This is a genomic window from Moorena bouillonii PNG (genome assembly GCF_001942495.1).
In the GTDB taxonomy this organism is placed as follows: Bacteria; Cyanobacteriota; Cyanobacteriia; order Cyanobacteriales; family Coleofasciculaceae; genus Moorena; species Moorena bouillonii.
In genome coordinates this window covers 7396359-7423230 of record NZ_MKZS01000001.1, presented here as the reverse complement: position 1 = coordinate 7423230, position 26872 = coordinate 7396359, and the positions used below count along the sequence as shown (strand labels likewise).

Genomic DNA, 26872 nt, shown 5'->3' with positions numbered 1-26872 from the left:
CTACATCCTCCGACACAGAGCAAGGGATGTAGTTAACCTCATCAGGTTTTACCAGTAGCAACACGCTTAGTGCTTCAACAATGCCATGCAACTAACCACCTAGCTGATGACCAAAGTGACCAGGGTTCCATGACGCTGGCATAAATCCTAGAAACTTACATATATAGGTGGATAGCCATGATATAAGAAATAGGTTAGGGATAGCAATACCTAATTTCTCCATAAACCTACTGAAAATTTTACTCGGGAAGAAATTGGTGGATTTACCGTAGCAGTGATCAAGACCATTGAGCGAAACTCAAAATAGCTTTCTTAACGACTCTTTTTCACTGACAGGACTTGATCTTGTCACAGTAGCCTTGATCAAAGTAGCCTTTATCACAGTATTAGTTTAGACCAGGTGGCATCTCCTCCCTAAATGCCTAGGTATTAGGCTAATGGTCTTAGGTATTAGAACAGGGGGAGTTGAGAGCCTCCATGCTTGACCTGGAGCCCTTCATACTTTTTTAAAACCCCCTTAGGCTACATGCCTAGAGCCTAAATGCCTAGAACTTAGTTGAAGAGTATGTGAAATTAGACATTCTCTATAGTTTTTGCTGACTGATTTAGGTTATGAAAGGATAGCTTTAAGCCAAATCAGTCCTTTGAGGAAACAGGCTACTAGCTGCAACCAATGCTCAATGGAACCCTTTGATGGTGACTAGAGTAACACCAAAGACCGGAATTGATACTACAAAAGTGTGGACTCAGATCTCCAAGCTAGCCATTACCCTCTTGCTCCTAATTCTATTCCCAGCATCCGTAGCTACGGCAAATAGGCGAGTTGGAGCAATTGAACCCTTAATCTTAAATAGCTTTAAAGAGTTACTTAACCAGTTGCCCCCAGCAGATGAAGAGACCCCTGTCCTCGTTCAAAGTTTATCCCAAACCACCCAGGAGAACATCCTAGTTTTAAAGGGGAAGAAACTATTGGAAGAGCTACCACCCATGCCTGATAACACCTTAGAGGTAGAATTTTTCTCTGTCCCCCCCCAGGTGATCCGACAAGGGTTTCAAGTGTATTTAAATGGTCAGCGGATCAACTTACCTTGGCAGCAGTGGCTGGTGGGAACCTCAGTGCGCACTGGCATCAGTGATGTAGGAGCGATGCAAACTTTGGGGATAGAAATGCTCAATAGTAAAGATTTTACCCAGCAACCGATTCGGTGGTTTTCTAAACCCCGGAGTACATCAGTAGTCTTCCCCAGCCAAGTTAGTGGTGCTTATCGATATCTAGATATTACCGATTTTGCCAAAACAGCAGGTTGGCAGTTACAAGTTCACGGGGATAAGCTGTATATCTCTTCCATGCCAGCCAGGGTGAAGGCTATTCGCCAGGGACGTCAGCCTTGGGGTAATCGTATTGTTCTTGATTTAGACCGCCCAACCTTCTGGCAAGTCAATGACCGACGCACTGAAGGTGTGATTACAGTAGCTGCCTCAGCGGACCTGTCACTAGTCAAGGGTTTTAATGCTCTAGAGGCTACCAAGATCCAAGGGCCTGAAGATGTAGCTCCCATTTCCGTGGGTGCTCCTATGGATAAACCGGTTATCCGCTTAGAAAGCCATCAGAACCAAACTAGGCTCAGGGTGGATTTCCCCAAAGGTAAACGTCTGCGAGTTTTCACCTTGCCTAACCCTTTTCGATTGGTGATTGATTTGCGACCCGATGCCATGGTAAAGAAAAATATTCTCTGGGCACCCGGCATCCAGTGGCGTCAGCAGTTGATTAGTCTCAAAGATACTAGCTTCCCAGTGGTGTGGCTGGAGGTTGACCCCAAATCTCACCGGTTACGCCTCAGACCCATTGGCAGTAATGCTACGACCCAAGTGGGAACAGCCCCACTAATTAAAGCTGCTCAGTGGTGGCAAGCATCTGCTGCAATTAATGCTGGCTTTTTCAACCGTAACAACCAATTGCCCTTAGGAGCAATTCGCCGTGACAGTCGATGGTTATCTGGTCCAATTTTGAATCGGGGAGCGATCGCTTGGAATGATCGCGGTCACTTTAAACTGGGACGACTCAGCCTCACCGAAACCTTAGTTACCTCAAACCGGAAACGTTTGCCAGTACTATTCGTCAACAGTGGTTATGTCAAAGCTGGCATTGCCCGCTACACTCCCGCCTTCGGACCAACCTACACTCCCTTAATTGATCATGAAATCATTGTAGTTGTCCAGAACAACTCGGTCACCCATCTGTTGCCTGGAGGACTTGCCGGTCAGCAAGCCTTTCCTATCCCCCCCAATGGCTATCTAGTTACCCTTAGAGCCAACAGCACAGCCGTTCATGATCTTAGTATCGGTACCCAAGTGCGAATTGAGGGGAGTACGTTTCCTGCTGACTTCAATGGCTACCCCCATATTCTCGGTGGTGGACCACTGCTACTACAAGATCGAAAAATTGTTTTGGATGGCAAATCGGAACAATTTAGTGATGCCTTTATTCAGCAGTCTGCTCCACGCAGTGCTATCGGAACCACTGCTAATGGCACATTGATTATTGCTGCTTTTCAGTATAGTCATACTGGAGACGGCCCAACCTTAAGGGAAACAGCTCAGTTGATGCAGAAATTGGGAGCCATTAATGCCCTCAATCTTGACGGGGGTAGCTCAACTGGACTTTATCTAGGTGGTCAACTCCTAGATCGGTCTCCCTATACAGCAGCACCAGTTAACAACGGTCTGGGCATCTTTTTTACACCTGTTCCCTGATAGTTTAAGAAGTATTAAGTATTAAGTATTAACTATGAAGGAAGTATGAAGTGTTCAGATTTATTAAGATTTTTGTAAATCACGAATCCCTTAACTATAGGTTTATTCAGCTGATAATTAGGTAAACATAACTATATAAGAGTGTAAAGACTTTATATAAATTCAGGGAATCCACTAATTTGGCCTGAAAAATTTAGTTATAGTTTGCTAGATTTTTCGATAGTCAATTACCCTTGATTTTGTCTAACCTAGAATTAGTAAGCAATTAGTAAACTTTCCCAAAATCACTTAGCTAGACGTTTTCAGGAACAAAACCATGGTTCAGTCAAAAGAAATTTCTCAAGTTTCGGCCATTACCCTACAGTCATCCCGAGTAGCTGAAGGCGTTGCCGCTACCGAACTACGACCTTGGGGGTCTTTCACTGTCTTAGAAGAAGGACGGGGATACAAAATCAAGCGCATTGAAGTCAAGCCGGGTCATCGCTTAAGTTTGCAGATGCACTACCATAGGAGCGAACACTGGATTGTTGTCAGTGGTACAGCTAAAGTTATTTGTGGCGATAAAGAAGAAATTATTCATCAAAATCAATCAACCTATGTTCCCCAAGGCTATGCTCATCGACTAGAGAATCCTGGTGTTATTCCCCTCGTTTTAATTGAAGTCCAGAATGGAGAATACCTCGGAGAAGATGACATTATTCGCTTTGAAGATGACTATGCTCGCAGCAAACCAGAAGACAAATAGATTAAGTCATTAGTTGTAAGTTTTTGTAAGCAATCAGCTATCAGCAATCAGCTTTAAGCTTTTGAATAAAAGAGGTAAGCATTCGTTTAATCTTGACGGCTGACAGCTGACAATTCTTTAGTTAGTAGTCATTAGTCATTAGTTAGAAGTTTTTAGTAGGTCAAAAAAAGCCTCTTGGCAGTGACCAATTACTAATGACTAATGATTAATGACTATTCCTTTTTGAGGTAACATTAGCTGGTGCTAGTTGTTGCGTATAGTTAGTATCGTTAATGATTAAACTGAGTAAAGCTGCTGCGAGTGAGATTAGACGTGTACAGTCCAAGCGTCAAAACCCAGACGCCAAATTGCGTCTAGGTGTCCGCCAGGGTGGGTGTGCTGATTTTTACTACACTATTGACTTTGAGCAAGTGATCAATTCTGAGGATCAGGTCTATGACTGTGATGGCATCAGTGTCATCGTAGACCCGGAAAGCCTAAAAACTATCAATGGCTTAACTCTAGATTACTCAGAAGACCTGATGGGAGGAGGGTTTCGCTTCCATAACCCTAAAGCTTCAGAAAGCTGCGGCTGCGGTAATTCCTTTCGTGTAGACCCATCAAAGGATTCAGATTGACACCAGAGTGTTAAATGCGATATAATTACCTTTGGTTTGTTTGTAGTTGATTAAGTTCAATCAACCAATGTTTATTAAGCCGTAACTCATGCCCACCATTCAGCAGCTCATTAGTAGCGAGCGCTTCAAAGCTAAGAAGAAAACTAAGTCCCCAGCGCTGAAACAATGTCCCCAGCGCCGTGGTGTTTGTACTAGGGTGTTCACAACTACACCCAAAAAACCCAACTCAGCCTTGCGAAAGGTGGCAAGGGTTCGTCTGACTTCAGGATTTGAAGTAACAGCCTATATTCCTGGTATTGGTCATAACCTACAAGAACACTCCGTCGTTATGATCAGAGGTGGTCGTGTTAAGGACTTACCTGGAGTGCGATATCACATTATTCGGGGTACCCTTGATACGGCAGGAGTTAAGGATCGGCGTCAAGGTCGTTCTAAGTATGGGACAAAGCGCCCTAAGTAAACTCACGAGAATTGACTCCTCTAAAGTAAGAGACTTTCAGCAATAGAGTTGCTGTGTTCTCACCCACGCCCATCTAAACCCCAAGGGGACTCCCGTTATAGCCGACCGACTTAGCGGAAGACCGGGCGTATAAAGTGCTCCCGCAGGTGACCCACACAGCCCGGAGACGAAACCTTAAAATAAGGCAGCCTTAATCATAAAGTTTTAACCCTTTTACCCATAACCGACCAACCATAAAGGCTGCCTTATTTTTGCGGTAACTTCTGACCCTTGGGAATTGGAGACTAGAACTGTTGCGCTTCCTTGATAATTTGAGCATTATTAATAATTAATGCCCTCGAAAGAGTAGCGGTTTGTGCGCAAGCTGAAAAGCCTCTGAATCAAGCATAAACCAAAAATCTAAAAAGTAAGCCCAATAATTTTATTGGAGGGTTTAGAGGCTGTTTGGCTCAGCCATTAAGAGTGTAAAATTCTTAAGAATCCCAGCGACCTAGGAGCCGCTACGCGAACGCTATAATCTACGGGCTTTGCCCGACGCGGGGCGCGTTCGATTTAGCGACGGGAGTGTCAAAAGCTAACTGTATCACCAGGGTTAATCACACCAGGGTTAATCACACTAGGGTTAATCACAGGAGTGTAGTTATTTGCCTTGGGTAATTTTTAATAGTACACTGTATTTTTGATTTTTTCTTAAGCTTACTTATGTCTCGTCGCTCAGTTGTTAAAAAGCGTCCTGTCCCCCCTGACCCAGTCTATAACAGTCGCCTGATTTGTATGTTGGGGTGTAGACTCATGCGTCATGGCAAGAAATCCCTTGCCTACCGAATTATCTATGACGCAATGAAAATCATTGAAGAAAGAACTGGAGCTGATCCCATAGAAACCTTTGAAAAAGCTGTGCGTAACTTGACCCCTCTAGTAGAAGTCAAGGCTCGCCGGGTTGGTGGGGCAACCTATCAGGTTCCTATGGAAGTAAAGGCTGAGCGAGGGACTACTCTAGCCCTACGCTGGCTGATTAAATTCTCCAGAAGTCGCTCCGGTCGGAGCATGGCTAGCAAATTGGCTAATGAGCTGATGGATGCTGCCAATGAAACCGGAAATGCTATTCGCAAGCGTGAAGAAACCCATAGAATGGCAGAGGCAAATAAAGCTTTTGCCCACTATCGGTACTAATTATCCTAAAAAGCCTAGAACAAGAACCTGGTAGCTATAGGATAATGTCCACAAATGCCTAAAAAAACTTAAAAAAAGTATAAAATTGTAAATAGATAGCTACCTGGTGAGGAAATGGTGGCACCAGACAAAGGAGGTAACCGTGGCACGCACCATCCCGCTTGATAAAACACGCAATATCGGCATTGCAGCTCATATTGATGCGGGCAAAACAACAACAACTGAACGAATCCTGTTTTATTCCGGAATTGTTCACAAAATTGGTGAAGTCCATGAAGGTACAGCTGTAACTGATTGGATGGACCAAGAGCGGGAGCGGGGAATCACGATCACTGCTGCTGCAATTAGCACCAACTGGCGAGAGCATCGGATTAATATTATCGATACTCCCGGTCACGTTGACTTCACCATTGAAGTGGAGCGCTCCATGCGGGTATTGGATGGTGTGATTGCTGTGTTTTGCTCTGTAGGTGGTGTCCAGCCTCAGTCTGAAACCGTCTGGCGGCAAGCAGACCGCTATCAGGTACCTCGAATTGCGTTTGTTAATAAAATGGACCGCACAGGAGCAAACTTCTTCAAGGTCTACGAGCAAGTTCGTGACCGATTGCGCTCCAATGCTGTTCCCATCCAAATCCCGATTGGTAGTGAAAGCGAATTTAGAGGCATTGTTGACTTGGTGCGGATGCGAGCCAAGATATACACCAATGACTTGGGAACTGACATCGAAGATACAGAAATTCCTGAAGAGGTCAAAGAGCAAGCCGAAGAATACCGTGCCAAACTAGTGGAATCGGTGGCAGAAACTGATGAGGCGTTAATTGAGAAGTACCTTGAAGGAGAGGAAATCACGGCAGAGGAAATTCGTGAAGCCCTGCGCAAAGGAACCATTGAGGGCAGAATCGTTCCTATGTTGTGTGGCTCTGCATTCAAGAACAAAGGGGTTCAGCTGCTGTTGGATGCGGTTATTGATTACCTACCAGCTCCGATTGATGTTCCGCCAATTCAAGGTACTATGCCTAAGGGTGAAACCGTCGAGCGGGTGGCTGATGACGAGGCTCCTATGTCAGCTCTGGCATTCAAGATTATGGCAGACCCCTATGGTCGCCTAACTTTCCTGCGGGTTTACTCTGGGGTACTCAAGAAGGGGAGCTATATCCTCAATTCCACTAAGGGTAAGAAGGAACGAATATCTCGCTTGATTGTCTTGAAGGCTGATGACCGCATTGAAGTAGAGGAGTTGCGGGCTGGAGACTTGGGTGCTGCCGTTGGTTTAAAGCATACTATCACTGGGGATACTATTTGTGACGAAGAGTCTCCGATTATTTTGGAATCTCTCTTTATTCCAGAACCAGTGATCTCGGTGGCAGTAGAGCCAAAAACCAAGCAGGATATGGAGAAGCTATCCAAAGCCCTCCAAGCCCTATCTGAAGAAGACCCTACCTTCCGGGTCAGTATTGACCCAGAAACCAACCAAACCGTGATTGCGGGCATGGGTGAGCTGCACTTGGAAATCCTGGTAGACCGGATGCTGCGAGAGTTTAAGGTAGAAGCGAATGTGGGCGCTCCCCAGGTAGCCTATCGAGAGACGATTCGTAAATCAGTCCAGGCGGAAGGTAAATTTATCCGTCAAAGTGGCGGTAAAGGTCAGTACGGTCACGTTATTGTTGAATTGGAACCAGGAGATACTGGTAGTGGTTTTGAATTCGTCTCCAAGATTGTAGGTGGTTCTGTACCGAGAGAGTACATCTCTCCTGCTGAACAGGGGATGAAGGAAGCCTGTGAATCAGGGATTCTAGCAGGGTATCCAGTGATCGACGTGAAAGTTACCCTAGTAGATGGGTCTTATCACGACGTAGACTCTTCAGAAATGGCATTTAAGATTGCTGGTTCTATGGCCATGCGGAATGCTGTGATGAAGGCTGCGCCAGTACTCCTAGAGCCTATGATGAAAGTTGAGGTTGAAGTGCCCGAAGACTTCCTTGGGGATGTCATGGGTGACCTCAACTCCCGCCGTGGTCAAATTGAAGGTATGGGTTCTGAAGACGGCATTGCCAAAGTAACTGCTAAAGTTCCATTAGCAGAGATGTTTGGTTATGCTACGGATATCCGGTCTAAGACCCAAGGTCGGGGTATTTTCTCTATGGAGTTTAAAACCTATGATGAAGTACCTCGCAATGTGGCAGAAGCCATCATTGCTAAGAATCAAGGGAACGCATAACAAAAAAAAGGAACATGTAATTCATGGCACGCGAAAAGTTTGAAAGGAATAAACCCCACGTCAACATTGGCACGATTGGTCACGTAGACCACGGCAAGACTACCCTAACTGCTGCGATTACTATGACATTGGCGGCTCAAGGGAAGGCAAAAGCGAGGAACTACGAGGAAATTGATGCAGCTCCTGAGGAAAAAGCACGGGGGATTACCATCAATACTGCTCATGTGGAGTACGAAACCGAAAATCGCCACTATGCCCACGTGGATTGCCCAGGCCACGCTGACTATGTGAAAAACATGATCACGGGTGCGGCGCAAATGGATGGGGCAATTCTGGTGGTTTCTGCCGCTGACGGTGCCATGCCACAAACTAAAGAACATATCCTCCTAGCTCGGCAGGTGGGAGTTCCTAACATCGTGGTTTTCTTAAATAAGAAAGACCAAGTAGATGATGAAGAACTCCTAGAGCTAGTAGAACTCGAAATTCGGGAACTGTTGAGCGAATACGACTTTGACGGGGACAATATCCCGATTGTGGCTGGGTCAGCTTTAATGGCTGTAAACGCCCTGACCGAGAATCCAAGCATTGGCAAAGGTGACAATGAGTGGACTGATGTGGTGCTATCACTGATGGAGAATGTAGACTCATACATTCCCACACCAGAGCGGGATGTGGATAAGCCATTCCTGATGGCAGTGGAAGATGTCTTCTCCATCACTGGTCGGGGAACTGTTGCCACCGGTCGAATCGAGCGGGGTAAGGTGAAAGTTGGTGAGACGGTAGAAATCATCGGGCTTAAAGAGACCCGTAACACCACCGTAACTGGTGTGGAAATGTTCCAGAAGACCCTAGACGAAGGGATGGCTGGAGACAATGTTGGGCTACTGCTGCGGGGTATCCAAAAAGAGAACATTGAGCGGGGTATGGTACTTGCCAAGCCCGGTTCAATCACCCCTCACACCAAGTTTGAATCTGAGGTATATGTCCTGAAGAAAGAAGAAGGTGGACGTCATACTCCTTTCTTCTCTGGCTATCGCCCTCAGTTCTATGTACGAACCACTGATGTGACTGGCACTATTGATGCCTTTACTGCCGACGATGGCTCTACAGCTGAGATGGTGATGCCAGGCGATCGCATCAAAATGACAGTGAGCCTGATCAACGCCATTGCGATTGAACAAGGAATGCGCTTTGCTATCCGTGAAGGTGGTCGCACCATCGGATCAGGTGTGGTCAGTAAGATTCTCGAATAGCAGTACTCTAATATAGAGCAGGAGCAGGGAAGCTCTAGCTTCTCTGCTCTTTATTCATGTTTATTTTAGCTAAGAAAAGAACCTAGAAAATTAAAAAAATGGCAACTATTCAACAGCAGAAAATTCGGATTCGACTAAAAGCCTTTGATCGACGCTTGCTGGACACTTCCTGTGAGAAGATTGTAGATACAGCAAACCGCACAAATGCTACAGCTATTGGCCCAATTCCCTTACCCACTCGACGTCGTATTTACTGTGTTTTGCGATCGCCTCACGTTGATAAAGATTCTCGGGAACACTTTGAAACACGTACTCACCAACGGATTATTGATATTTATCAGCCTTCTTCAAAGACTATTGATGCTCTGATGAAATTGGATTTGCCTGCTGGAGTTGATATTGAAGTTAAGCTTTAAGGATTGAAAGTCCAGGTAATCATTGATAAAATAAGATGGTTAATCGCCTTTGGTTGATTGTTAATGGAAAATTGACAATCAACCAAAAATTATAAGTATTAAACTAGAAGTAAAATCGCAACTCATCAACTTCTAGTCTAAATACTAGAAAAGATATAAGGGGAAAACCACACCAGGCTTCAGCAGTAAGATAGTGAGCCAAATATTACACAAAAGCCTGGTCAAAGGTATTGTTATTGCTGCTCCCTGCGGGGGCGACAAGTAAGTCATAAAGCAGACTGGATAAGGAAAGTAGCCCTCATGCCCTTGAGGGAATAGGGCAGTTTGTGAGAGTAAAAAGAAAGTAATTGTTGAACTATCACCTGAAAAAAAGAATCGGCGTTGCTGATCCAAGGAATGGTTTCCTAAAAATAAAACCATGCAATGCCTGTGCATGTCATATTTATTGATGCATTGATGCAGTGATTAGTGATTTTTAAAGTATAAACAAATTTACCTTTCTGGTTAAGCATTCTACTACTGACGCAACACCAAAGAATTAACTACAATGAAAATTTAGTTACACCTCTTCATGTTCAGCAACGAGCTTAACGGAGAACAAAATGCGATCGCTAGCCACGTAGAAGGCGCAATTTTGGTACTTGCTCCGGTTGGTACAGGCAAAACTCGTGTTTTAGCAGAGCGGGTTTTATGTGCAATTAATCAGGGTATCTCTCCTCAACGAATTCTATGCCTGACCTTTACCAATCGAGCTGCCAAGGAAATGAGCGGGCGGTTATCTCAGTATTGTCCAGAACAACTACAGCACCTAACAATTAAGACTTTTCATGGTTTGTGTGCCTCCATACTACGGATGGAAGCTCGTCAGATTGGACTGCCAACAGATTTTGTGATTTATGACGATAATGATTGTCTCGAATTGGTTAAGGAAGTTTTCCATGTATTTACAGATAGAGATGCCCAGCAGTTGTTTTCTAGCTTAGTTAAGTGCAAAATTCAAGCTGAAAACTGTCAATTATCTCTAGATAATCTGGTTGAAAATCTATATGCCCCATTAGGTAATAACTACGCTCAAGGTGCTGCTCAGTATCAAACTATCCTTCAAAAGCGTCATGCCTTAGACTTTGCGGATCTGATATTTTATGTTCGTCTCATGGTACACCATGAACCAGAGATTAGCCAACGTTGGGCAGATAAGTTTGATTTTGTTCAAGTTGACGAAGTTCAAGACACCCATCTGTCAGAGTATGGTATTGTCAAGCACTTGGCTGCCAACAGTGGTAATTTAGGGATGATTGGAGATTTAGATCAGACTATTTATCAATGGCGAGGCTCTGAACCAGAGAAGGTAATTAAACAATTTTATCATGATTTTAATCCTACAAGCTATTCTTTAACCAGGAACTATCGAGCAACAAAAGTCCTGCTTAATGCTGCTTCTGGATTTGCCGATTCCTTTGAACATCGACAAACAAACATTACACCAGCGCCTGAGTGTAAAGATGGTGAGTTGATTCAAGTCCATTTAGCAAATAATGAGTGGAAAGAAGCAGAGTGGATTGGTGAACAAATCCAGGAACTAGCAAGTAAGCAAAAGGATTTTTTTTATAGTCGAGTAGCAGTTCTTGCTCGTAACCATAAACGCACAGAGATTATCAGTCAGACATTGGAGCGCATGGGTATTCCTTGTATTACAGTTGAGCGATTCCAATTTTTCATGCGACAGGAAGTCAAAGATGCTCTTGCTTACCTACGTCTGATTATAAATCCTTTTGATGCAGGGGCAATGCGTCGGATGTTGCTACGTCCAAGTCGTGGAATTGGTGATGGGAGGATTAAAGCTGTAATTGAACAAGGCAAAAATTGTGGATTTAGTTTAACTGACATGGTATCAAGCCGTACATTTACAGATGGAGATCCTTTTAGTGAACTTTTAAGGGCTTATTCATCTGGAGTCGTAACAGTTTTTGATGTGGAAACAACAGGGTTTTCAGTGAGTCAAGATGAAGTGGTGGAAATTGCAGCAATTCGTCTAGTTGATGGGAAAAAACAGGCTATATTTCACGCTTACATTACTAATACCGTCAGCGTTGGTGACTCGGAAAGAATACACGGACATAGCGATCGCTTCTTGACAGAAAATGGTAGAAATGCTAAGGATGTATTTGGTGAATTCTTCAAGTTTATCGGGGATTCTCTGCTAGTTGGACACAATGTGGGCTTTGATATTAAGATGGTGGCAGCTCAAGCTCAAAAAGCTGGTGTTAGTTATCCAAAAAAGCTGCAATGGGAGGACACCCTAGAACTAGCGAATCGTTTCATTGAATCTGAACGCTACAGTTTGGAAGTTTTGGCAGAGCATCTCAATCTTACCCACCTACCTAGCCATAAGGCAATGAATGATGTGGAAACCACGATTGATTTGTTGGCGCTACTCATACCTTTGGTTGAACGAAGAGCGGATTATCGTCAAGCTTTAGTGTACCGTTATGGTGAGCTATTTGAAGGACTTGCTGAACAGTTAGAGCACTGGCGCGATGTCAGTCAATCATTAAGACCTTCAGATTTGCTGGATAAATTATTTGTAGAATCTGGACTATATAATTATTATCAATCTGAAAAGAAACGCCTACAAAATATCCACAATCTTTTACGGTTTTTCCAAGCACAGGACGATCTAAATTTGCACCCTGACACAGCTTTACGTAGCATTCTTGAATTTACCGCTCTTGCTAAAAACTTAGATCGAGTTTCTCAAGACAATAATCAAGTTCCAATTATCACAGTTCATCAATCCAAAGGTTTAGAGTTTGACAGTATTTTCATTGCCGGTGCTGTTCAATATGAATTCCCTAATTATTTTAGTGTTCGTGATAATAATCTTGAAGAAGAAAGGCGGTTGTTTTATGTGGCTATGACTAGGGCAAAACAGAGGTTATTTATATCAGCTTATTCCCAAGATGCCAGCGGTTTTTCCAAAGAAATTAGTAACTTTATTAATCAAATACCAAAGGAGTGCATTCAGTGACTGAACAACCACCTAAATATCGCCCTTTTCATCCTATTGTTGCCGATGCTTACACTGCTGTACATGAGTGGCTTGATGGTATTGAGCAAGCCAAGGGATACAAAACTGTAGCCTACAAGAACTTAAAAAATAAACTTCACAAAACTGATTGGAAACATATTGCGTTCCAATATTATGCTTTATTTCATAAACATTATTTCAAAGCAGCACATACATTAGAGTCCATTATTGGAACAGAACAAATTATAACTTGGCTAACACATAGACAAAAAGTCTGTGTCTTAGATGTGGGTTGTGGTGCTGGTGCTGGTTCTGCAGCATTTTTAGAAACAGTTATTAAACTAAAGGAGAAAGGCGATCTTACCAATGAAGTAAATATCCTTTTTATTGGAATCGATCCAAGCTTCCGGGCTATTGGTCTTTATATTAAGATGATGAAAAATTTAAAATCATCTTGTTCTGATCTAGTCAATATAGAATTTAAATATATAGATAAGGGTTTTCCTGATGCTACAGCTAAAATAGAAAGATTTCTACAGAGTGAACTGTCATCATCTGAACTACCCTGTTTTTCCAATGTTTTAGTAATGCAGTTAAATGTTATTTCTCCCTTCAGTCAAACCTACAGAACTCATCAAGAAGATTATGATGAACTAAGGTCTTTAGGTATTGATATTGACGGCTCATCTACAGAGGATAACTTAGGTCTTGGAACTTCTGAAGCTCTGGCTTACAAACACTTGATAGAAACTGTGCCAATTGATGTGATGCACCTTGTCACTATTGGAACTAAAAATATGGAACACCAAGTGCAATTGGAAACAAAGAGTAAAGTAACTTTGGAGGAAAGAATTAAGGAAATGATTAGAACCCTACATCAAATTGTAGGTAATCGACATACTATTGATGAAATTAGTTCAGATAATCATATTGTTTATTTTGAAAATCCACAAAACTGCTATTGTAGAGATAAAAAAAAAGAAAAAGTAAATAATGAAACTAATTTTTATGCTGATTTTCAGACAATATCGAGTGCAGATCGAGCAGAAGATAAAGATTGGGAAGAAGTTATCAGTCGTAAGAATCTCAAATTAGCCTGGGCCAGGGCACGTCGCAATCTATTATCGGAGTCTTTATATGATGAGACTGAACTGCGTATTTTTGAAACTAATTTAGATTCAAATATTTTAAATTTACAAGAACAATTATGTGCTTATGCTAGTGATGTTGTCTCATCATTAGTAGATCAAAGCATGTCTTATAAATTTCCTAAGAATGTGGAAAAGACTCGTCCAAGAGGACTTTCACGGATTGAAGAAGAAATTTTATCCGTGGCCATTATTCAGAAATTAGGCAGTAGAGCATCCAGATTAAATTCAGTAAGCTATGCATACAGGATTCAAGATACTTCTAATGAATATTTATATACTTCTTGGTATGATAATTATCGTAATTACATCCGAGGAGTAAAAGATAGTGTAAATAGAAACATTAAGGGTCTAGTTTTAAGAATTGATATTGAATCCTACTACACCCGAATTATTCAAAAAAAACTGTGTGATGAACTTGCTAAAGAGTTGAGAGTTACAAGTGAACGTTTACGATGGTTGATAAGAGTTTTGCTATCCAATAACATTGATGACCATACAGTTGGCCGAGGTATAACTCAAGGCAATGTTGGATCGGGTTTTTACTCAAATATTTACTTAACTCCTATTGATGAAAAATTTGGTTCTAGCCCTTCTGACAATGAATGGCATGCTGAGTTTCATCGCTTTGTTGATGATATGGTTATTGTTATTCCAGATCCAAGCGATCTTGAAGATGTAAAAACTATTGTCCAAGAAAACCTTAAAGATCTAGGTTTAAATCTCAATCAAGGTAAAACAGAAATATTTGATAAAAATAGTATTCCTGAATTATTAGAGCAAATTCAAGAAGATGATCGCCTCAATCATCTACACAAGTGGTATGAATGTATTGTTAATCCACTTTGGATTTCAAATTCTGATCATCGTGATATACTTGTAGACGCTTATTATGATAATGATGATTTGTGGTGGTATTGCATCGAACTATACCAAAGTTGCTTAAAGTCTATCAATATCTATGTTTCTAATATAGATCTTAGTCGTAATATCTATAAATATCTTTTCAACCCAACACGTCGATACAAGGATTTATTAAATAGGAAACAGCGTTTAAATCAAGAGGGAGAACTAAAATATGTTAAACCACCAAATAAACATAATAACGGCTTGATTATTCAATGGTATAATCAATTTATTAGTGCTAACACTGATTGGCTTGATAGTCGAAATGATTTGCAGAGAGAATTATCTGAACTCTTCTGTAAAAATTGGAACGAACTACGTGCTTCTGATGATAATTCTGGTAGGTCACGTAAGCTCATCAAGTATATTCGATTTGCGTTAACCAAACTTTCTGTTTTAGGTTTTAGAGATGTAATTAAATCTCTTATTGAAATTTTACTTACACATTATTGGATTATTCGCAATCCTCTCAATGTGCTGGAGAATCTAGCTAAGCAAGGCTATCTAGCTGAAATCAGAAGCTTACTCACACATTATCAAAAGATTGAACAGCCTGTTGAATATCTAAAAGCAGTTACAATCAGGGCAATGCGCTTCTTACCAAATATCTATGCTCAAGAATGGGAATTGATTGTTAAATTTGCTACTAGTTTAGATAGTTCAGTTAGTATTGCCGAAAAGCTGATGGCAACTGAAACCTGGTTATATCTAGGACACAAATATAATGACTTTAAACAAAGGGATCATATTGAAGCAGTAAAGATTGCTCTTAGATCTAAACCACCAGAAAGATTACAGAAAAACTATCTATTGATTTTGGGACAGTTTGAAACTAAAGCTGTAGAAGAGTTCCAGGTTAATAGAAATGACCCTATGCTCGTTACTGCCAGAAATCTTGCTCTTGAAGGTAATCGATCTGACATATTTGATTTACCAGAGCCTAAAATCATTCGACAAAAGTACTACAGTGGACAAGCACCAAATGATAGTGATCAAGAAGCGTATTAAGGAACTGTAGCCTAGACAGGTAGAGAAAACTAGCAAAAGTCATACTCTATCATCGGTTTACCATCTTCTCTTTGTACCCTATGTCTGGCAAACATGGGTAGAACCTTCAGCTTTCTCGGCAAATTCTAACCCCCTAGCCAAACACTAAGCTAAAATAGCAGGTAAACCCTTGTCAATCATCCCAGCACAGGTACTTTGATAGTCGTACTCCACGATAGTCGTACTCCACTAGCGGCAAGATTACCTAGTTTGTGTCACTATCATAGATAACATAAGTAGGATTAGCTGATCTGTGGTGGGCTTCTGCCACCGAAGCTACATTAAAAATGCCCTGGAGGGAAGCATTTAGAATCTGGCTACTCCGTTTACGAAGCATTATCAATCCGTCTGGTTACAGAGCAGCATTAATTTGCGTATATGTAAGGTTAGGAACTTTTTTCATAGAACTAAGGTTCGGACAATAATGCCTTATAGAGCGCAAGCTTCTCAACTTCAATAAAAATTCAAAACTTTAATACCAAGAATCTGACCTATGCAAATTACCATCGACCTACCTCCAGATCTCGAAGAAGACCTCATTCGCCAAGCAGTTCAATCAAATGTCCCAATCCAAACCCTCGTTCTGCAAGGGTTACGCCAGCTAATCCAAACGGCACCTAGCTCTATTTCCCAGTGGTCTGATGTCGTATTGTCTTATGAAGGAATTCCTGATTTCCCGGCTTTCGAGTCCTATCGTGATCAACTTCTGCCACCTCGTGAACCGGAATTATTCTGATGCGATATCTTCTCGATACTTGTGTCATTAGCGACTTTATTAAAGGTGAAGTTGGGACTCAAGTCAGACTCAAGGAAACGCCACCTAGGGACATTGCTGTTTCTGCTATTACGGTCATGGAGTTACGCTATGGCTTGGCACTCAATCCTCAACAAGCTCAGAAAGTTGAACCGATCATCGCCAGCTTTCTTGCTTCTGTGAGGATTCTTCCTTTCAACACCACCGAAGCTCAACAAGCGGCTCAGATCCGTGCCATCCTCAAATCTAAAGGACAGCCGATCGGTGCTTACGATGTTTTGATAGCGGCTACTGCGCTTCAGTATAATCTTCTTATGGTTACTGCAAACCAGCGGGAATTTGATCGAGTGCCTGGTTTACAGACCGAAAACTGGCGGCAGCTATAAACATGCTGGAGTAGAAGGGGGGGAGTTTTTGATCGAGTTTCAGTGAGATATTCCCCAAGTAGCGGAGAGTTTGGCTGCATTGCAAGTCGGTTTACTGGCGCGTCATCTTTTTGCTACTAGGATGGGGTGCGATCGCATTCTCCCAACACTGACCAAGCCCACTCGCATAGCATAGTACGTCTCTAATCGTCTGCATCGTAATATTTCTTTACTAAAAATGATTATTATGAACAATAATAATCATTATCACCATATACTGTTCCCTGGGAGGTTCAGCCAACTAAGTGTGAACCTCTGATAACTATTTTGTTCATTAGGGATATTCAGGAAAAGCCTATGTCACTGAACATTACTCCAGAGCTTTTGAAGCAGGCACAGGAGGGTGAGGTTAATCAAGAAGCTTTTATTGACAGCATCAGGCAATCGTTACCTTATGCCTTTGGAGTTGTGGAAGACCTGGCCAAGCAATTGGCACAGGGTGAAGCGGAATGGGTAGAGCATTCGGTACCACCACCAACTGAGCAAGATCGAGCCCAGCTATTGCGGATGATAGGTGGGGATGCGATTCGTGGTGCAGTCGAACGTTATTTTGGGATCAAGTTAGCCTTTCAAAACTGCCACAAAACCGCTATATTTCGTCCATAAGCCTTAGAATCACCTGCTTATCAGGACTTTATTTCTATCCGCAGTCAAATTCTGAACTAGACACCAGAACTGATCGATTGTTAAAACTTAGCCAGAGGCTCTAGCTACTAGAGCCTCTGGTTAAAATAGATATTATTAAATAATAACCTCGCAAGTCACAGAACCGATACTTTTTAGCTACCAAAGTCTACCAATATAAACTTTAGCCCGCCAATGCAAGCTGATTCGAACGCCAGGGGGTATCTCCCAAAGCACGAAGAAATATTCCTCGTGCGCCGTTAAATTTCTAGAACCAGATCCAATGTCACTACAAAACCCTTGGTTTTCGGGAAATTTTAATTAAGACAAGGTCGTGGCACTAATATCATAGTTAAATTATAGCAAATTACTTGAGGCTTTGGCAACCTTTGTGATACTTTTACCTACTGTCCACTAACCTTCCGGCAGCTCAAGGGGGGCAGGTTCAAGGTAGAGCTGAATGCCAATACGAATATTTTCTATTGCTTCTACTTGAGTTTCACCACAGGAAGTACAACCAGGAAGTTCGGGGCACCAAGCTGCCCAGTCTCCGTTATCTAGATCAGGCTCAAGAATGACTCTCCATTTCATCAGACTTATCTCTAAACTCAGTATTAAAATTGGTAAGCACTAAGCATTCAGCAAATAAGCTGAATGCTTAATACTGATCGCTGACAGCTAAACTAGAATAGAAGATTAAATAATCTAATTGGTAATTCAATTAGGGAGAAAATACCACTAGCAGGTCTCGAAATCCTTTCGACATTGTCCGCAGTTGTTGCTGCACCATCCCGTTTAACAATAATCACATCATTAGGCTGCAAGGTCGGATTAGTTTCCTCGTTAACTGGAGCCGTAAAATCGATTTCAATTTCTCTTTTTTCAACTGTGCCATTGCGATTCAGGCGAACTAATTCAACAGAACCCTTTTCAGCACGAACGTCATCAAATCCCCCAGCGGCAAGCAAGGCTTCATTCAAAGGAGCATTGGGCTTGACTTCGATATTACCAGGTTGTTTAACTTGACCAACCACATTGACCGGGATAGCAGCAGCAGAAAGGTTGGAATCTGCTAATGCCAATGCTACCTCTGGAGCAATTTCGTCAGCTTTGGTGACAAGAATTGTATCTCCCTCCTTTAAGAGGATATCCTGAGTTAGGTCACCCTGTCGCAACAATTGCCAAAAATCCAAGGCAATTTCTTGTTGTGTACCCCCTTGGGTCAAACGTCGCACTTTAACCTGGCGAACATTAGCGTCTTGGGTAATGCCTCCAGCGATCGCGATCGCTTGAGTTACAGTTGGTGGTGCATTGGTGCTACGGATATCAGCACTACCGATGTTAATGTTATTATTACCCAGAGTTTCTCCCTTGACCACATAAGCTCCTGGGTTAACCACTTCCCCCACCACAGCCACTTGAATGGGACGGCTGGCATTAGCTGCAAAACTGGCATTGGACAATAGACGGGTTTGCTCTGGGTTGATAGCAGTAGTAGTTCGGAGCAAGATTTCATCCCCATCCCGCAAGGTAACATCCTGCCTGATATCACTTCTATTAATCAATTGCTGGAGATTGATATAATAAGTATTGCGCTGCCCAGAGCCTTCAAGACGCCGAAGTTCTACTTGCTTAACGTCTGCTGTTAGGGTAGCCCCCCCAGCCAAATTAATCGCTTGAGTCAGGGAGGGAAATTGCTGTCCTTCATTCAGACCCATGGTGTAGGCTCCAGGGCGACTCACTTCCCCAGCCACGGAAATTTTTAAAGGACGGGGTTTCACCAGACTCAAGGAAACTACTGGGCGTTTGATGTAAACTGAAAAGGCACTGGTGACGAGTTCGCTAGCTTGATCGAGAGTTTTTCCCCTTACAAATACACTACCAATCAAGGGTAAGTTAAGGGAACCGTTCACCAGTACTTGATACTGACCACTGTATTCATCAACATCAAAGATATTCAGGGTAAGAACATCTCCAGCATCAAGGGTATAAGCTCTGTCTGGTGGTAAAGAGTTACGCACAGGGGGTGTGGCTGCTGATACCGTGTTACTCTGATTCACCTTAATGAAGTCAGCAATGGATGGTGGAGCTGGTGCCTCGCTCGGGGATGGTGGAGCTGGTACCTGGCTCGGGGATGTTGAAGCTGGTACCTTGATTGAAGGGATTTGAGCTAGGGTAGGTATAGGTAGGGTAATAGCGGAAACCACCAGTAAGCTTACACCCACCACTGGTCTAGTCAATCCTGGTTTTACACTACTGTGATTCTTAGCAATTTGGCTTAATATATCAAGGGGTCTTTTTTTCCCTGGGTTAACTGTATTGATCATAAACATATTGACTCTTGCTAGATAAAGACACACTAAATTGTTCATAAAATCCGGAATATGTTGTCACTCAAGCCACCTCACCAATGTGTTTAGGGTTGTTTAGGCTTCGTTGACGCTTTCTTTGGCCTGTCATTTGTAATTGGTTATTGGTTATTGGTGAGCTTGATCTGGTCTAGGGTTTCATCCCTTCATCGGCAAGCTATAGGTAAAGCGCACTCACTACTATGACGTCTCTGATTGTGGTTGGGATTTGATAACAATTGACAACTGACAATTGGTGAACACATAGATTAGCCTGGTAGAGCAACATTGTTAAAGAGCCGTTATCGGTTTGTTCTACTTATTTGTTCTACTTAGAGGATACTCGTCGCTGGAAAGTTCCCCATCGAACCAACTGCTGGTATATGTAATTAGTCATAGTTAATTATTAATACCCACATAATAGCACTGACGCTAATCTGTTTCCCTTTGTCAACTCTAAGTTAGCAGGTTATACTTGACTAGTAGCTTGCCATTCATCAAGGCAGAAGGGTGTCTTATTTTTTTTTTGTGACGATTTAAAATAGAACCAAAGTTATTTAATAAAACAATAGACTTCGTCGCCGTTGTCGGAAACAGGTAACAGAGAATAATAATTAATGATAACAGTATCAACCAAATAGTTTTTCAAGAATAGTTATAATTTCAAAATTATAAGTTATGCTATTATCGTTTGATTTCCCTCGGCAATCAACTTAATATTATCTATATTTAGAGCTTGCCTCCCGTTTATATATTGCCGACCATAACCTTAATATTTCACTCATAATCTATCTATTTATATCTATTCCTATTTATAGTTATATTTATCGATATTCTTCTTTATTCATTGTACACTGCGATTCTTGATATCTAACATGGATAGTTAATCCTATCATGACATGAATCGTTTATTTTCTGAGAAAAGTTAATGAAAAAGGCACTGGTTTGTGGAGTATCTGGTCAGGATGGAGCCTATTTAGCGAAATTGCTTTTAGACAAAGGCTATACTGTCTGTGGCACGTCACGGGATGCTCAAATGTCTTCCTTTAGGAACTTGGTGTATTTGGGTATCCGAGACCAAATTAAATTGGAATCAATGACACTCACGGATTTTCGTAGTGTATTGCAAGTGCTGACAAAATTCCAACCCTATGAAGTTTACAACTTGGCTGGGCAAAGTTCAGTGGGTTTGTCTTTTGGACAACCGGTAGAAACCCTAGAAAGCATAGCAACTGGCACGATTAATTTATTAGAGGCAATTCGCTTTACTGGTGCTCCCATTAAACTCTATAACGCTGGTTCTAGTGAGTGCTTTGGGGATACTGGAGAAAAAGCCGCTGATGAACAGACTCCCTTTCGTCCCAGAAGTCCCTATGGTGTTGCTAAAGCAGCAGCGTTTTGGGAAGTAGCTAACTACCGTGAAGCCTATGGGTTATTTGCCTGCTCTGGTATTTTATTTAATCATGAGTCTCCCCTACGACCAGAACGATTTGTGACCCAAAAAATTGTTAGTGCTGCTTGTCGGATTGCTAACGGTAGTAAAGAGAAGCTTCGTTTGGGCAATATGGCAATTAAGCGTGACTGGGGTTGGGCTCCTGAATATGTTCAAGGAATGTATTTAATGCTACAGCAAGACCAGCCAGATGATTATGTAATAGCGACAGGAGAGAGTTATAAATTAGAAGATTTCGTGGCAACGGCGTTTGCTACACTTGACTTGGACTGGCAAGAGCATGTGGTGACCGATAGCAACTTATTCCGACCGACTGATTTGGCTTTAGGGAAATCTAACCCAGCTAAGGCAAGGGATAAGTTAGGCTGGCAAGCCCAATACAAAATGCCGGATGTGGTGCGAATGATGGTGGAAGCTCGGTGGGAAAGTTTGTCTAAATAAAGGCTTGCATGGTTGCATGCAAAGGGTGAAGGGTAAAGGGTAAAGGGTAAAGGGTGAAGGGTGACAAGGGACTGGAGACTGAGATGGTGATATAACTGGTGCTGCTGATATAACTCTGTCCCCATCACCCCATCACCCCATCACCCCATCAGCAGCCTAAAATCCTCGTAGGGAAAAGGAGGTATTTTGGGCTACTTGTAGGGCTTGGACTAGTTGACCTAAAGAATATTTCAAATGGGAGCCAGCATCCACTGCTACCCAGCCTTGGGGAGTGGCATGCCGCCATTCAAAGTGTAGGTGGGGACCAGTAGAATTACCGGTGCTGCCAACGCGCCCAATTACAGTTCCTTTTTGTACCCATTCCCCAGGTTGGACGAAGATTTCTGATAGGTGAGCGTAGCGGCTTTCTTGGGTACCTTCCTCATGGCGCACCATAACGGTCAAACCGTAGCCACCTAAGAAGTCAGCTGTTACTACTTCACCATCAGCGGCAGCAACAACTGGAGTACCTAGGGGTGCTGCTATATCTGTACCAGCGTGGAAACGGCGATTACCGGAAATCGGATGAATCCGCCAGCCGAATAGGGAGCTAATGGCAGAAGGAATGGTTACGGGGAACACAAAGCTGGATTGCCTGAAATTGGCCAGTCCTGAGGGTCGTTGGGTGAGATTGTAGTAGGCTAAGGCTGTAGGAAGTTTACGGACAGACCGATTCCGCCGAGCAACGCTAATCCCACGAGGAACCCATTTAGCTGGACGACTCTTGACAGGTTTAACCCGATTAAATCTGACTGGTTGAACTGAATTAAATCGGACTGGTCGAACGGGATTATATCTAGCAGTTTGAGTACCAATTACTCGTGGTCTGGGTAATTGAGTTACTCTACCGTTCCGTCTACCTCCAGTGATAGCAATTGGTTGACGCCTCGGGGCAACACCACAATTCCCCCTGAGTTGCCCATTTCTGGCTACAGTCCGACAACCCCTTGACCGTTCAGTTAAAACAACTGCCGAGGGGGGAGTGTACCGTTTAGTGGCACCAACATTGTAGTTTGTGCGGTCAATATAGCTATTTTTAGCAGCCGCTTTTGGAACTCTAGGCTGTAATGCTACTGGATTGAGCTTGACTTTCGGTGGCTTGGCTACAGTGGCTTTAGCTGGTACAGAGAATTGGGTTCTACGCTGTACTGGTTTGACTGCGATCGCTTTTGTTGGGACAGATTTCCTAGCTGGTGGAGCAATAGGTTTCTTGACCTTGATAGCCACGGAGGGAGCTACTGATTTCCGGGCAGCTTTTGGTGCTCGTGGGGCAATGGGTTTAGTGACCTTAGTTGCTGCTACTGGTTTTGAAGGAGCTTTTGCTGGGGCTGGTTTTGCCACTGGCACAGCTGGCACCGGAAAAGAGGTTGGGGCTGTAGGTTTAGGCAAAGCAGCAATAAGAGTTGGATCAAATCCTGCTTCCGTTATAGATTTGGTAGTCGTGTTTACTGATACAGCTTCTATGGGTGACTGAGTTTTTGCCACAACCATACCGCTGCTGAGGACACCAATACTACTCATCACACTCAGTCCATGGATGAGTTTTGGGCATCGGTAGAAAATGCTATACAGGGTGCTACCAGGGGAGTTTTCTTTGGTCATTTACGACTCACTAAATAATTACTACACAGTTATACTCGCTCGGCTCAGCCATCAGCCATAATTCCGGCGTTGCGTCAGTCTTGGAATGAATAGGAGTAGACTGGGCATCCTGCCCGCCCGGAAACTGTAACAGGCAAGATGCCTGTTCCACGCCTGATGCCCATTCCACAGGTGCGAAACTGTAACAGGCAAGATGCCTGTTCCACGCCTGATGCCCATTCCACAGGTCCGACCCAAGGCCGCGAGGGATTGCTCGCGGCCTTGGAGGCGCGCACCTAATCTTAAAATCATTCCATTATTAAGCAACGCCATAATTGCTGTTTTGTTGATTAGTTGATTAACCTTAATCGCTGTTTGTTAATGGTTAACCTTTAACATTTGACCCTTAACCGTAAGAGTTCTCAACAACTACGATAGCCAAGACTGATTGTACCGGGCTTGAGCAAAATTTCTTTTGGGGTCGGAGTATCGTGTAGATGCACTCGCAGTTCGCCCCTAGGGGTTACCCCTGTTATGATGCCTGGATTTCCTTCTACCATGACCTGGCTTCCTTGATAATTGAATAGCGCTAGATATCGTGGTAGCAAACTATTCATTCCTTCCTCTGACCAGAGTTGATATCCGGACAGTAGTCCTTGTAAAACAATGGCAGCCAGCATTTCTATAGACGTCACAGTGGGAGAGGGCTCGGGTTGCCAAAATGAGCGCAAATTGATGCCAGATTCCGGCACCTGATTGCTCCAGTTGATTCCGACACCCACGACTGCTTTGGTAATTTGACCCTGTTGGACACGGGTTTGTGTTAGAATACCTCCGAGTTTACGTCCCTTAAGCAGTAGGTCATTGGGCCACTTCAGAGACACTGGTATGGCGTAAGCTCTCAAAGCTGTAGCAATTCCCCAAGCACTACACATGGTTAGCTGGGCGCTGTCCAATGCCTGTAACTTGGGAGCTAAAGCTAATGATAAGTAGAGTCCACCTTTTGGAGATTGCCATTGTCGTCCCCACTGTCCCCGCCCTGCTGTCTGTTCCCCAGCAATAACCATGGTGGGAACTGTTGCAGTTTGGTTGAGCAATTCCCAAAGGGTTTGGTTGGTGGATGGGAGAGTGTCAAAGACCTGTAGGGGAATTGGTGGGAATTGCCCCATACCTGGGGAGTTGAGGGGCAACTTTTCCCTTACTGCTTCCAGAGCAATTTCAAACGCTTGTTGATTAAATGAGCTCTCATGCATTTAGATGTTAAGCTCACGTACATGAGTATTTAGGGTGAAGGACATTTATCTCTGCAATAGACTTCTAGGGATTTAATTGTCGCTGAGTCACGATAGTTCTGGGTTTGGTTATATTCTTTCAACGGTGAGGCATAAAGGCCAGAAAACTGATTCTTAGTATCATTGGCGGCTACTCCGATGCGGAAGGCTATATCTTCTGATAGGTTGGCAAAATTGACGTATTCCCTCGACTCACTGGCATAGTTAAAGGACAAGGTAGCGTCACCGTAGGCTTCCTCAGCTAGTTTTAGGGGTGTGCCAGGGCCAACACCTTTGCTGGTGCGATAGTTAGGATTTGTGGTGAATAACGCTTCCATTACGGTTGAATTACCCATAGGTGTTCCCATCGGGTAAAGAATATAGTATTGGGGTTGTCCTGATTGGATAACTGCGATCGCATCGAAACCGACAATAAACGGTGACTTCACCTCAAATTTTGCTTTATCCCCTAGGGATTGTTTTAGCTGTCCCAAAGTCATTCCCAACTTAGCCGGTCCAATTCCTTTAGCAGAGATAGTAAAAGCATCTGATGCCGGAGGAGACAGTTTGGCTGTGGGCTTTGAACTGCCAGATTTAGATGTGTCCTCTAAATTAGGCGGGGTTGGCATCGGTTGGGGACTTGTTGTTGTCTTAGGTGGTGGAGTCGGCGACTCGCCACAGCTCATCAGCACCATCAGCAAACTCGTGATTAACCATCGAGATTTCATCAAAAATTCACGGCTGGATACTCCCCTGACACCCCATTGGGGTTAAACGTGAGAGGTTGCGCCGCGCCTCCTACAAAGATCAGTTCATGAACATTCAACCTATATATTTTAATTGATCGGTGTTTTTTGAAGATTGACGGTTAACTGTGAAATGTCAAGATTAACTCTCAACAAAAACAATAGGTGCGCTCTTACCATTAAGAATTAAATTCGCGTGATTGTCGCACCTATAACTATTTTCCTGACTCAATTACTTCTTTCAGAATTAGTTGTGCCGTAGCCGGAGCGAGGAGTACACCATTGCGATAATGACCTGTTGCTAACCAAACATTATTGTAACCAGACAGTTGATCAATGACAGGGGCAGGTCGTCCTTCTGGACGAGGGCGTAACCCGTACCATGTGTGGATAATCTCTGCTGTGGCTAGAGGAGGGCAATATGCGATCGCATTCTGTCTGACCACCTCCAGTAACCCTGGTTGTGCTTCTACATTACCTGCATCATCGGGAAACTCAACTGTTGCGCCCACCCAGTAGTCTTGCTTACCCACTGGCAAAATATGAACATCATCACGAGTAATCACCGGCTGAAAATCTTCATATCCCATTGGCTGAGGGAGCCGCAATTTTAAGGCTTGTCCCAGTACTGGTTTCAGAGTCACAGGTAGATCTTGACTAACTTGCTTATCTGGTGCTTGGAGCATCTTAATCAGCCCAGATGAACCCAACCCAGCAGCCACTACTAGCCAATCTATTTCTAGGGTTCCAGCATCAGTATAGATTTGGGAGCAATTGAGAGAATTGTTGAGATCGGAACCTATAGATTCAAATGCTTTTACTGTGATTCCAAAATTAAACCTAACTCCATTGGCCTCAGCACCAGCCACTAATACTTGGGTTAGGGCAGTTGGATCAATTTGTAGGTCTTGGGGAGAATAGATTCCAGCAATAAATTTATCTTGACTTAGCTGAGGACAACGGTGCTTAACTTGGGGAACATCCCAAATTTCTAATTGCCAACCTTGGGAGAGGCGAGTTTGTACTAGTTTTTCCCAAGACGCCAAGTCCTCTCCAGGCAAACACAGCTTCAAGATACCGTTGCGATTGACTGGAATCTGGTATCCGGTGAGTGCCTCTAATTCAGGAATCAGGGTCTGATAGCGCTGGATACTGGCTTGGCGCAGCTGCCACGCCCTACCCTTGACTTTCTTACTAATGGCACCCATCAGTACCCCTAAAGCAGCACCAGTAGAGCCTTGTGCTGGCATATGCTGGTCGAGGACAGTGATACTTAGCCCATTTACCCGACTAAGTTCATATGCGATCGCTGCTCCAACGATACCGCATCCAATAATAGCGACTTTACTCACAATTTTATGAAGTTTAAAGTTTAAAGTTTGAATTATGAATTATGAATTATGAAGTGTGAAGTGTTAGTTCAGA

General features: G+C 43.2%; 20 protein-coding genes and 1 pseudogene. 14 read left to right on the top strand and 7 right to left on the bottom strand.

The window, feature by feature from the left end:
- Nucleotides 1-693 precede the first annotated feature (693 nt).
- The 13 genes and pseudogenes from BJP37_RS30260 to BJP37_RS30200 all read left to right on the top strand — a co-directional run bounded on the left by BJP37_RS30260 (nucleotide 694) and on the right by BJP37_RS30200 (nucleotide 17610).
- Nucleotides 694-2754 (top strand): phosphodiester glycosidase family protein, encoded by a 2061-nt coding sequence (locus BJP37_RS30260; protein WP_075904468.1) that lies wholly within the window; start codon nucleotides 694-696, stop codon nucleotides 2752-2754.
- A gap of 316 nt (nucleotides 2755-3070) precedes the next feature.
- A complete protein-coding gene (locus tag BJP37_RS30255) occupies nucleotides 3071-3499 on the top strand; it encodes a cupin domain-containing protein (RefSeq protein ID WP_075904465.1) in 429 nt (142 codons plus the stop codon).
- A gap of 272 nt (nucleotides 3500-3771) precedes the next feature.
- Nucleotides 3772-4116, top strand: a complete 345-nt coding sequence (locus tag BJP37_RS30250) for a HesB/IscA family protein (protein ID WP_075904457.1) — start codon at nucleotides 3772-3774, stop codon at nucleotides 4114-4116.
- Between the two features lie 88 nt (nucleotides 4117-4204).
- Entirely contained in the window at nucleotides 4205-4576 is a 372-nt protein-coding gene (gene rpsL / locus BJP37_RS30245) for a 30S ribosomal protein S12 (RefSeq protein WP_071106977.1), read from the top strand.
- 702 nt (nucleotides 4577-5278) lie between these two features.
- Nucleotides 5279-5749 (top strand): 30S ribosomal protein S7, encoded by a 471-nt coding sequence (gene rpsG, locus BJP37_RS30240; protein WP_008179641.1) that lies wholly within the window; start codon nucleotides 5279-5281, stop codon nucleotides 5747-5749.
- A gap of 142 nt (nucleotides 5750-5891) precedes the next feature.
- On the top strand, nucleotides 5892-7967 hold the full coding sequence (fusA, locus tag BJP37_RS30235) for an elongation factor G (RefSeq protein ID WP_075904455.1): 2076 nt from the start codon (nucleotides 5892-5894) through the stop codon (nucleotides 7965-7967).
- A 23-nt stretch (nucleotides 7968-7990) separates the two neighbouring features.
- Nucleotides 7991-9220: an elongation factor Tu gene (gene tuf, locus BJP37_RS30230; RefSeq protein ID WP_075904453.1), complete on the top strand. Its 1230-nt coding sequence runs from the start codon at nucleotides 7991-7993 to the stop codon at nucleotides 9218-9220.
- A gap of 98 nt (nucleotides 9221-9318) precedes the next feature.
- A complete protein-coding gene (gene rpsJ, locus BJP37_RS30225) occupies nucleotides 9319-9636 on the top strand; it encodes a 30S ribosomal protein S10 (RefSeq protein ID WP_008179644.1) in 318 nt (105 codons plus the stop codon).
- 571 nt (nucleotides 9637-10207) lie between these two features.
- Nucleotides 10208-12664 (top strand): 3'-5' exonuclease, encoded by a 2457-nt coding sequence (locus BJP37_RS30220; protein WP_075904451.1) that lies wholly within the window; start codon nucleotides 10208-10210, stop codon nucleotides 12662-12664.
- On the top strand, nucleotides 12661-15726 hold the full coding sequence (locus BJP37_RS30215; protein ID WP_075904448.1) for an RNA-directed DNA polymerase: 3066 nt from the start codon (nucleotides 12661-12663) through the stop codon (nucleotides 15724-15726). Before BJP37_RS30220 ends, BJP37_RS30215 begins: the two co-directional genes overlap by 4 nt.
- A gap of 532 nt (nucleotides 15727-16258) precedes the next feature.
- Nucleotides 16259-16501, top strand: a complete 243-nt coding sequence (locus tag BJP37_RS30210; RefSeq protein ID WP_075904446.1) for a hypothetical protein — start codon at nucleotides 16259-16261, stop codon at nucleotides 16499-16501.
- A complete protein-coding gene (locus tag BJP37_RS30205) occupies nucleotides 16501-16905 on the top strand; it encodes a type II toxin-antitoxin system VapC family toxin (protein ID WP_075904443.1) in 405 nt (134 codons plus the stop codon). Before BJP37_RS30210 ends, BJP37_RS30205 begins: the two co-directional genes overlap by 1 nt.
- 336 nt (nucleotides 16906-17241) lie before the next feature.
- Nucleotides 17242-17610, top strand: a pseudogene (locus tag BJP37_RS30200) (SCO5389 family protein).
- Nucleotides 17611-17982: 372 nt separating this feature from the next.
- On the opposite strand, the gene BJP37_RS37795 reads toward BJP37_RS30200, so the two are convergent.
- Together BJP37_RS37795 and BJP37_RS30190 are read right to left on the bottom strand one after the other, a co-directional pair.
- Complete coding sequence (locus BJP37_RS37795; protein WP_075904441.1) at nucleotides 17983-18159, bottom strand: type II toxin-antitoxin system HicB family antitoxin; 177 nt, start codon at nucleotides 18157-18159, stop codon at nucleotides 17983-17985.
- Nucleotides 18160-18251: 92 nt separating this feature from the next.
- Nucleotides 18252-19940, bottom strand: coding sequence for an SLBB domain-containing protein (locus BJP37_RS30190; RefSeq protein ID WP_229415497.1), 1689 nt, complete (start codon nucleotides 19938-19940; stop codon nucleotides 18252-18254).
- Nucleotides 19941-20844: 904 nt separating this feature from the next.
- On the opposite strand from BJP37_RS30190, the gene BJP37_RS30185 reads away from it, so the two are divergent.
- Nucleotides 20845-21810, top strand: a complete 966-nt coding sequence (locus BJP37_RS30185; RefSeq protein WP_075904439.1) for a GDP-mannose 4,6-dehydratase — start codon at nucleotides 20845-20847, stop codon at nucleotides 21808-21810.
- Between the two features lie 156 nt (nucleotides 21811-21966).
- On the opposite strand, the gene BJP37_RS30180 is transcribed toward BJP37_RS30185, so the two are convergent.
- From BJP37_RS30180 to BJP37_RS30165, 5 genes are all read right to left on the bottom strand, one after another.
- Entirely contained in the window at nucleotides 21967-23451 is a 1485-nt protein-coding gene (locus BJP37_RS30180) for a M23 family metallopeptidase (protein ID WP_081431381.1), read from the bottom strand.
- A 10-nt stretch (nucleotides 23452-23461) separates the two neighbouring features.
- Nucleotides 23462-23620 (bottom strand): hypothetical protein, encoded by a 159-nt coding sequence (locus BJP37_RS40305; RefSeq protein ID WP_158069827.1) that lies wholly within the window; start codon nucleotides 23618-23620, stop codon nucleotides 23462-23464.
- Between the two features lie 232 nt (nucleotides 23621-23852).
- Nucleotides 23853-24683, bottom strand: coding sequence for a biotin--[acetyl-CoA-carboxylase] ligase (locus BJP37_RS30175; protein ID WP_075904435.1), 831 nt, complete (start codon nucleotides 24681-24683; stop codon nucleotides 23853-23855).
- Between the two features lie 29 nt (nucleotides 24684-24712).
- The gene (locus BJP37_RS30170; RefSeq protein ID WP_229415496.1) at nucleotides 24713-25429 is read right to left on the bottom strand and encodes a hypothetical protein; all 717 of its coding nucleotides are present in this window, start codon (nucleotides 25427-25429) and stop codon (nucleotides 24713-24715) included.
- Between the two features lie 233 nt (nucleotides 25430-25662).
- On the bottom strand, nucleotides 25663-26799 hold the full coding sequence (locus BJP37_RS30165; protein WP_075904433.1) for an NAD(P)/FAD-dependent oxidoreductase: 1137 nt from the start codon (nucleotides 26797-26799) through the stop codon (nucleotides 25663-25665).
- Between the last annotated feature and the right edge of the window lie 73 nt (nucleotides 26800-26872).